Raw genomic sequence first — 9440 nt, 5'->3', positions numbered from 1 at the left:
GAGGTCACCCCACACGGAGAGGGATCGGGGGATGATGTTGAGTCTGATAAGCAGCAAGACGCGTTGCTGCGTCAACAATTTCTTTCACCACCGCGTGAGCGTTATCGTATGACGGTGGATACAGAAAAACAGGCTTCAATCCAGCCTCATGTAAGCCAGAACCCATTTGAGACGGAAAATCGGCCTCAAACAGGAGCAGAGATTGTTAAACAGGCCGTTGAGCAGCCGCAACATAAACGTTATCAGGACCAAAATCACCAAGAGGAAAAAGAGTTCTCTGCTCTGGAGAGTTTATCGATTTTGAATAACTTCTCACCGGTTGAAGATTTAGTTAAAAAAGAGCCGGCAGAACCGCTGTTTATGCCTTCTGTTCAATCAGCGCCGGAAAATCGATCAGAACGGCCCACAGAAATTGCTTTTGCGCCAGCATCCGTACACAATGTTGTACAGCAACCGCAGCAACCGCAGCAAGATAGCTTATTCCATCCGTTTTTGGTTCGTAACGATCAACCATTGCCAAAACCAACGACGCCGATGCCTTCGCTCGATCTGTTAACCAGTCCTCTAGCGGAAGAGGAACCCGTTGATATGTTTGCCCTTGAGCAAACATCCCGTTTGATTGAAGCGCGTTTAAGTGATTATCGGGTTAAAGCTGATGTCGTAGGTTTCTCTCCCGGTCCAGTGATTACCCGGTTTGAACTGGATTTGGCCCCGGGTGTTAAAGCCGCACGTATTTCCAACTTATCAAGAGACTTAGCACGTTCTCTATCAGCGGTGGCTGTGCGTATTGTTGAAGTGATTCCGGGTAAACCTTATGTTGGTTTGGAATTGCCGAATAAAAAACGCCAGACGGTCTATTTGCGTGAAGTATTGGATTGTGAAAAATTCCGCGATAATCCATCGCCACTCACCATTGTGTTGGGTAAAGATATTGGCGGCCAGCCGGTTGTCGCAGATTTAGGTAAAATGCCCCACTTGCTGGTGGCGGGTACAACCGGTTCGGGTAAATCTGTCGGTGTCAATGCCATGATCCTCAGCATCCTCTATAAAGCAAAACCAGAGGATGTCCGCTTTATTATGATTGATCCGAAAATGTTGGAGTTGTCGGTTTATGAAGGCATTCCGCATCTGTTAACCGAAGTTGTTACCGATATGAAAGATGCCGCTAATGCACTGCGCTGGTGCGTTAGTGAAATGGAACGCCGTTATAAACTGATGTCTGCATTAGGGGTGCGTAATCTGGCGGGTTATAACGAAAAGGTCAAACAGGCAGAAGAGATGGGGCGCCCAATCCCTCACCCATTCTGGAAACCGGGCGATAGCATGGATGTCACTCATCCGGTGCTGAAAAAAGAGCCGTACATTGTTGTCATGGTAGATGAATTCGCCGACTTAATGATGACCGTCGGTAAAAAAGTTGAAGAGCTTATCGCCCGCTTAGCGCAGAAAGCGCGTGCTGCCGGCATCCATCTGGTTCTGGCGACTCAACGTCCATCGGTCGATATTATTACCGGTCTGATTAAAGCGAATATTCCGACGCGTATTGCTTTTACGGTTTCCAGCAAAATTGATTCCCGCACCATCCTTGATCAAGGTGGCGCTGAATCCCTGTTGGGCATGGGAGATATGCTTTATCTGGCGCCAAACTCCTCGATTCCGGTGCGTGTTCATGGCGCATTTGTTCGGGATCAGGAAGTTCATGAAGTGGTGAATGATTGGAAAGCCCGCGGTCGTCCAGAGTATGTTGACAGCATTCTCAGCGGTGGTGATGATGCCGAAGGTGGCTTAGGTCTTGACGGCGACGAAGAGTTAGATGCTCTGTTTGATCAGGCAGTTCAATTCGTGACGGAAAAACGACGCGTTTCGATTTCTGGCGTTCAGCGTCAATTCCGTATTGGTTATAACCGAGCGGCGCGTATTGTGGAACAGATGGAGGCACAGCAGATTGTCAGTGCTCCGGGTCATAATGGTAATCGTGAAGTATTGGCGCCGCCGCCACATGAGCGTTGATAGTGAATATTGAACGTTGAAAACTCTGATAATAAATCACGGTAATAATGCTGATAAAGAAGTAATAACGTTGAGAAAGGTATCTCTTACATGAAAAAGCTGATATTGATTGGTTGTTTAATGGCTGGCATGAATATCAATGCGGTATGGGCAAATGCTAGCCAGAATTTGCAGGAACGTTTGGGTAAAGTAAATAGTTTTCATGCCAGCTTTACCCAAACAGTCACCAGTGATGACGGGGCAACAATTCAGGAAGGTGAAGGGCAATTGTGGGTTAAACGTCCAAACCTATTTAACTGGCATATGACATCACCTGATGAAAGCGTTTTGGTATCGGACGGTAAAACGTTGTGGTTCTATAATCCGTTTGTTGAACAGGTAACGGCTAATTGGCTGAAAGATGCCACAGGTAACACGCCGTTCATGTTAATTACACGCAACGATGCTAAAGATTGGTCTCAATATAAAATTAGCCAGCAAGGGAATGATTTTGAACTGACGCCGAATAATGTCACTGGCAATTTGAAACGCTTCTCGATTACCGTCATGACGGATGGCACTATCCAAAGATTTTCTGCTATTGAGCAGGATGGTCAAAAGAGTGCTTATCAATTAAAAGGGCAGCAAAATACCCAAGTGGATGCGGCAAAGTTCAGTTTTACGCTGCCGAAAGGCGTTACGCTGGATGATCAGCGCCAGTGAGGTTTAAGTGAACAACCTGTCACTCGATTTTTCACAAAATGAATTCCAGCCATTGGCCGCGCGTATGCGGCCGATGACATTAGAGCAATATATCGGCCAGCGGCATTTACTGGCAGAGGGAAAACCTCTGCCAAGAGCTATTCGGGCTGGACAACTGCACTCCATGATTTTATGGGGTCCGCCGGGGACGGGCAAAACAACATTAGCTGAAATTATTGGGCATTATGCTCAGGCGGATGTTGAACGGATATCCGCGGTCACTTCTGGCATCAAAGAGATACGTGAATCGATTGAAAAGGCGCGCCAAAACCGGCATGCAGGGCGGAGAACTATCCTGTTTGTTGATGAAGTACATCGTTTTAACAAAAGCCAACAGGATGCTTTTCTGCCACACATTGAAGATGGCACGATCACCTTTATCGGTGCAACCACAGAAAACCCCTCTTTTGAACTGAATTCCGCATTACTTTCACGGGCGCGAGTCTACCTACTTAAATCATTAACAACAGAAGAGATTGAGCAGGTGCTTGATCAAGCCATGAATGACAAAGAGTGTGGTTATCATGGTCAGAATATCGTTTTGCCTGAAAATACCCGCCATATGATTGCGGAACTGGTTGCTGGAGATGCTCGTCGTTCATTGAATCTTCTGGAAATGATGGCGGATATGGCAGAAACCGATGCTCAAGGGCTGCGAGTTTTGACTCTGGCGCTATTGAAAGAGGTCAGTGGGGAACGAAGCGCTCGTTTTGATAATAAAGGTGATCGTTATTACGATTTGATTTCAGCACTGCACAAATCTATTCGTGGTTCTGCACCTGACGCTGCGCTTTACTGGTATGCCCGGATCATTACTGCTGGCGGTGATCCGTTATATGTTGCCCGTCGTCTATTGGCGATTGCTTCCGAAGATGTTGGTAATGCTGATCCTCGGGGAATGCAGGTAGCCATTGCTGCATGGGATTGTTTTACTCGTGTTGGGCCGGCAGAAGGTGAAAGAGCGATTGCTCAAGCCATTGTTTACCTTGCCTGTGCGCCGAAAAGTAACGCTGTTTATACCGCTTTTAAAGCAGCGATGGCTGATGCGAAGGAAAAGCCTGATTATGATGTTCCTGCACATTTGCGCAATGCGCCGACAAAATTGATGCAAGAGATGGGGCTTGGCGAGGAATATCGTTATGCTCATGACGAATCTAATGCTTACGCTGCGGGTGAAGTTTATTTTCCTCCTGAGATGCGGGAAACCCGCTATTATCATCCGACTAACCGAGGGCTGGAAAGTAAAATAGGCGATAAACTCGCCTGGCTTGCTGAACAGGATCAAAATAGCCCGATAAAACGCTATCGCTAATGTTATTGTTGCGGTAAGGTTGACGGGTAAAAACACCTTATGGCCCATCAACTTGTGTGGGCCTATTCATATCATCTATACCCTATGGATTTCAAGGTGCATCGCGACGGCAAGAGAGCGAATCCCCGGGAGCATAGATAACTCTGTGACCGGGGTGAGTGAGTGCAGCCAACAAAGAAGCAACTTGAAAGATAACGGGTATAACTTAATAACGACAAGTACAGGACTAGCATGCTCGATCCAAACATACTGCGTAATGAGCTAGACGCAGTCGCCGAAAAACTGGCTCGCAGGGGTTATACCCTTGACGTGGATACGCTGCGCAAACAAGAAGAGCGCCGTAAAGTTTTACAAGTTGAAACTGAAACCCTGCAAGCAGAACGTAATTCCCGATCGAAAGCTATTGGTGCAGCGAAAGCCCGTGGTGAAGATATTGATCCGCTACGTCAGGAAGTGAACCAGTTAGGTGAAAAGTTGGATACAGCAAAAGCCGAATTGGAAAAACTTCAGGCCGAAATCCGTGATTCGGCTTTAAGTATCCCTAACATTCCAGATGATTCTGTACCGGTAGGTAAAGATGAGAACGATAATTTGGAAGTGAGCCGTTGGGGGGAGCCACGTAAATATGATTTTGAGATTCAAGATCATGTTTCATTAGGTGAATTGACTAATGGTCTGGACTTTGCCGCCGCGGTTAAACTAACGGGTTCGCGCTTTGTGGTGATGAAAGGGCAAATTGCTCGTCTGCATCGGGCATTGGCGCAATTTATGCTAAACCTTCACACAGAGCAGCACGGCTATTTGGAAACTTATGTTCCCTATCTGGTTAACCATGAAACCTTATATGGTACGGGCCAATTGCCGAAATTTGGTGAAGATCTTTTCCATACCAAACCGCTGGAGGAAGAAGCAGAAAGCCATTATGCGTTAATCCCGACCGCTGAAGTTCCGATAACCAACTTGGTTCGTGGTGACATTCTGGATGAAAATGAATTGCCACTGAAAATGACCGCTCATACCCCTTGCTTCCGTTCAGAAGCGGGTTCTTATGGTCGTGATACTCGTGGCCTGATCCGTATGCACCAGTTTGATAAAGTTGAGTTGGTTCAGATTGTTCATCCCGATGAATCAATGGATGCACTTGAAGAATTAACTGGTCATGCTGAAAAAGTCTTGCAATTACTGAACCTGCCATATCGTAAAGTTTTATTGTGTACTGGTGATATGGGGTTCAGCGCGTGTAAAACTTATGATCTGGAAGTATGGTTACCGGCTCAGAACACGTATCGTGAAATCTCTTCTTGTTCTAATATGTGGGATTTCCAGGCGCGTCGTATGCAAGCGCGTTTCCGTGGTAAAGAAGATAAGAAAACTCAATTGCTTCATACCCTGAATGGTTCTGGTCTGGCTGTTGGCCGTACCTTGGTTGCCATTATGGAAAACTATCAGCAAGCTGATGGTCGTATTGAAATACCCGAAGTATTGCGTCCATATATGGGCGGATTAGAATATATCGGTTAATTATTGTATTTAATGAAAAGCGCCAAATTTTGGCGCTTTTTGCTGTCTACTTTATTAATTACAAATTTACTGAAAATAAAGTTACCGAATTCAGTAAATAATAAATGTATCTTTTAGTTAACTAACGTCGATGATTTCTCCTTACCGATAAAAATGCTCCGGTAAGAGGAATAATAGCTGGCGAAAAGTATTGGTATACAAACTAAAAAGCCTAATCCTAAAGTTACTACAGAAAGTACTATCATTAACCCAGAGAGAATAAAGAATAAGGAACCGGGTAATAAATTCTTCTTCACTGCTTCCAGGCTCATTGATACGGCAGCACCAAATTTCAAATTATGAAGAATGATTAACGCTGGTGCAAACCAGGTTAAAGCAGCAGCAATGATGCTGAAGATAAACAGAATAAAGACACCAAGAAGTAATGGAGACAAATCACTTGGGAGTATTTCAAGAGGAATTTCACCATATTGATTAGCTAAGAAGATATTGGTCACTGCGCTACCACCGGTAATAAACATTGCTATGATGCCAAGGAGCATGATGCCAAATGATAAAGCACCAACGCCAAGCAGTGGAGCAAAGTTTTTCTGAAATCCGCTGAATAACAGCCCTAGTTCAAATTCTCCGGTAGTTCTCTGTTTTTCACATAGAGCAATAATACCTCCAGACAGTACGGAACTCAAAATCCCTGCAAATATCCCAAGGAAAGGAATAAGCTGTAAACCAGATATGATAATGAAATAAATGATAACAAGTAGTATCCACATACCCAATTTACGTTTGACGAGATTCCATGCTTGACTAATCCATTCCATACCATCGGTGCTACTGAGGGATTGGCCTCCAGGGATAAATACCTCCTGATTGTTGTATATAGCGTTGGAATTAAAATTTAGGTTATTATTATCCATGTATTTTCCAATTTAATTATTGATTCGTAATTTATTGAATTGCTTTTTCTGTCTGCACTGCAAAGTCACAGTCAGCCGTAAAAAGCTGGCAAGTATAATATATTAAATTTATTAATCAACAAGCACTAAATAGGAGTAATTAACTAATGATGTGGTGGGTTTATAAGCAATGCATTGCTTAACTTAAGCAAGTGGTTTTATATTTACCTAAATAACTAAGCTATTTCTGTAACATATTCTGGTTTCTCTCATATGATTTAATTAATATTTTTATTCCAATGCCGGTTTTTCATCATCGATTATTTAAACGTGTTACGACTATGTGAAATTTTTTGTTTAAGCAAGTTTGCTAGTTTGCTTAATACAGTGATTTGTCATTTTACTACTTTGTTAATCAATTTAGACCCTGTTTTTCTTGCTAATCTCAGTATAACTTCGGATTTTTTTACTCATTTTAAACGGGTTGACGCTCTGTGGTAAAAATACAGCCTCTAATGACCATCAAGCGGAATTAATCGGGAAAAATGGCAGGAGTTTTCCCATCATAAAAAAGCAAACCTCGTTTAAAATAGCGAGGTTTGTCAATCTAAGTATTTTTTAGCCAATTAAAATGTGGATGATTTTTCCTTACCGATAAAAATACTGCGGTAGGAGGAATAATAACTAACTAAAAGTATTGGTATAGAGATTAGAAAACCTAAACCAAAAGTCATGACTGAGATTATGAAAATAACTGTTACGGTGATAAAGAATAATAAACCGGGCAATAGATTCTTTTTCACCGCGGCCAGGCTCATTGATACGGCAGCACCAAACTTTAAATCATGGATGATAATTAGCGCTGGTGCAAACCAGGTCAATGCTGCATTCATAATTAAGAAAACCATCAGAATAAAAATACCAAGAAATAATGAGAACAGACTATTTTGGAGCATTTGGGCTGGGATTTCACCATGTTGAGCGGCGGTTAATAGGATATTAATTACGGCACTACCACCGACAATAAACATTGCGATAAAACCTAGGAGTATAATACTAAGCGTTAAAGCACCAACGCCGAGCAGTGACGCGAAGTTTTTCTGAAATCCGCTAAAGAGCAGCCCTAGTTCAAATTCTCCGCTAGTCCTCTGTTTTTCGCACACGGCAATCATGCCGCCGATAAATACTGGGTTAAATATACAGGCAAATATCCCAAGAAAAGGAATAAGCACTAAACCAGTTATACATACAGAATAAATAAGGTAGAGCAGTATCCACATGCCCCATTTATTCTTGACAAGTTGCCATGCTTGACCAATCCATTTCACACCTTCTGTGCTACTGAGGGACTGACCACCAGGAATGAATACTTCCTGATTATCTTCGGGTATAGCATTGGGATTTGAATCTACGTTTTGGTGTTCCATATACTTTTCCAATTAATTTATTGATTAATAATATATTAAATCGCTTTTTTGATTACATCTCGGAAGATGCAGTCAGCTGGAGAGATATGATAAATATATTATATTAATTCTATTGTTCAACAAGGATTAAATATAAGTAATGAGCAAAAAAATAAATAATTTTCGTGTAATATGTTGCTAAATGTTTTTAATTGTATCAAATTGATAATAATTGTAATAAAGTGTTTCAATATTACCTGATAGCTGAATTTAATTAACTTTTAATCCATATAATCGGAATGATTTTAATTCCATTGGATATTTTTTTCTGTAGAATGGAAATTCCTACTAATAGTTAGTAGTTGGTATTTTAACGTTGGGAAGGAACATATATGTCAGACTTAATCTATTTAACTTTAAAGGGCCGTAGGCAGGGATTGATATCGGCAGGTTGTTCATCGATCGATTCAATAGGAAATAAAGGTCAATTAGATCATACAGACCAGATATTCATATATAATCTTAATCATTCTTTAACTTGGGATCAGTATGCTAAGCATCATCCCATAACATTTAAAAAACCTGTTGATAAATCATCACCGCTTTTGGGAATAGCGATGTCGGAAAATGAAGTATTGGACGGTACTTTGATATTTATAGAACGAATCAATCCGGGATTCAGGAGTTTTATTACACTATAAAGGTAATTGAGGCGACGATAGTTGATTTAGCTGTTTATCACCCCCATTCGATAACACATGCTGGCGCACAGCCGCAGGAAACGATATCTTTACGTTATAAAAGTATCACATGGACTCATCATATAGCAGGGACAAGTGCTTATAGTATTTGGGATGATCGCGTTTATTAATTTATTTGCCGGTAAAATAGTGTTGTTTTACCGGCAAAATTACCACTTGTTTTTCCTATAATGTTTTCCGCATGCGATCATAAATGTAATGGTACACGAGAAAGATAGTATAAAAGAAGTGTATAGCATAAAATCATTATCTGATGTGGATATACCAAGAAACGGAATTCTACCAGTATAGGCAACATTTAGATGAAAAATATTAGATGCCATCATAAGTAATATAGCTAAAAGATTAATGTAAACATCATAGGGAATTAAAAGTTTCTTAAAAGCAAAGTATAGAGGATAAAGTGAAAGTAAAGAGAACATAATATATGAATAGTCAACCATTTTATTTTTCCTCAATAAGTAACGCAGTTTAAATAACCTAAAGAATAATAATGTAAAAATTCATTGTCAGTGATATCTACATTGAAGAAATATATTGAATCGAAATTAAAAACATGAATATGAAATACTGAAAGAACCAATGATAATATTTTTGCTAAAAAATGGGGATAAAAATTAGATGATATAAATAGTCTTTTTATGCAGAAATAAACAGGGAATAGAAGAATTAAAGACAATGAAACATAAGCCAAATTCATCAATAACTCCTAGCCTGACCATATATAGTATTTAAATGCATAAAAGTGAATTATTATTTACGTCCTTAATATATCTGATAAAGAAATCATTAATTT

General features: G+C 41.0%; 6 protein-coding genes and 1 pseudogene. 5 read left to right on the top strand and 2 right to left on the bottom strand.

The annotated features are described in order from the left end of the window. The 4 genes from V2H77_RS01770 to serS form a co-directional block, all read left to right on the top strand. On the top strand, positions 1 to 2010 hold a 2010-nt coding region (locus V2H77_RS01770), incomplete at its 5' end, for a DNA translocase FtsK (RefSeq protein ID WP_341497421.1). Between the two features lie 90 nt (positions 2011 to 2100). Next, positions 2101 to 2712, top strand: coding sequence for an outer membrane lipoprotein chaperone LolA (gene lolA, locus V2H77_RS01765; RefSeq protein WP_341497420.1), 612 nt, complete (start codon positions 2101 to 2103; stop codon positions 2710 to 2712). Between the two features lie 7 nt (positions 2713 to 2719). Continuing rightward, entirely contained in the window at positions 2720 to 4063 is a 1344-nt protein-coding gene (locus V2H77_RS01760; RefSeq protein WP_341497419.1) for a replication-associated recombination protein A, read from the top strand. Positions 4064 to 4294: 231 nt separating this feature from the next. Continuing rightward, a complete protein-coding gene (serS, locus tag V2H77_RS01755) occupies positions 4295 to 5584 on the top strand; it encodes a serine--tRNA ligase (protein ID WP_341497418.1) in 1290 nt (429 codons plus the stop codon). A 113-nt stretch (positions 5585 to 5697) separates the two neighbouring features. On the opposite strand, the gene V2H77_RS01750 is transcribed toward serS, so the two are convergent. Continuing rightward, positions 5698 to 6498, bottom strand: a complete 801-nt coding sequence (locus tag V2H77_RS01750) for a BPSS1780 family membrane protein (protein ID WP_341497417.1) — start codon at positions 6496 to 6498, stop codon at positions 5698 to 5700. A gap of 605 nt (positions 6499 to 7103) precedes the next feature. After that, complete coding sequence (locus tag V2H77_RS01745) at positions 7104 to 7904, bottom strand: BPSS1780 family membrane protein (RefSeq protein WP_341497416.1); 801 nt, start codon at positions 7902 to 7904, stop codon at positions 7104 to 7106. A gap of 371 nt (positions 7905 to 8275) precedes the next feature. Here V2H77_RS01745 and V2H77_RS01740 point away from each other — a divergent pair. Then, positions 8276 to 8754, top strand: a pseudogene (locus V2H77_RS01740) (Hcp family type VI secretion system effector). Positions 8755 to 9440 lie beyond the last annotated feature (686 nt).

The sequence above is a fragment of the Photorhabdus sp. P32 genome, from assembly GCF_038085095.1.
GTDB classification, from domain to species: domain Bacteria; phylum Pseudomonadota; class Gammaproteobacteria; order Enterobacterales; family Enterobacteriaceae; genus Photorhabdus; species Photorhabdus luminescens.
The sequence above is the reverse complement of the archived record's forward strand: the minus strand, read 5'-3'. Positions and strand labels throughout refer to the sequence as shown.

Bases quoted from the DNA above. Each gene is read 5' to 3' on its own strand.
- lolA (WP_341497420.1), top strand. From the start codon at position 2,101: ATGAAAAAGCTGATATTGATTGGTTGTTTAATGGCTGGCATGAATATC.
- serS (WP_341497418.1), top strand. From the start codon at position 4,295: ATGCTCGATCCAAACATACTGCGTAATGAGCTAGACGCAGTCGCCGAA.
- V2H77_RS01750 (WP_341497417.1), bottom strand. From the start codon at position 6,498: ATGGATAATAATAACCTAAATTTTAATTCCAACGCTATATACAACAAT.
- V2H77_RS01745 (WP_341497416.1), bottom strand. From the start codon at position 7,904: ATGGAACACCAAAACGTAGATTCAAATCCCAATGCTATACCCGAAGAT.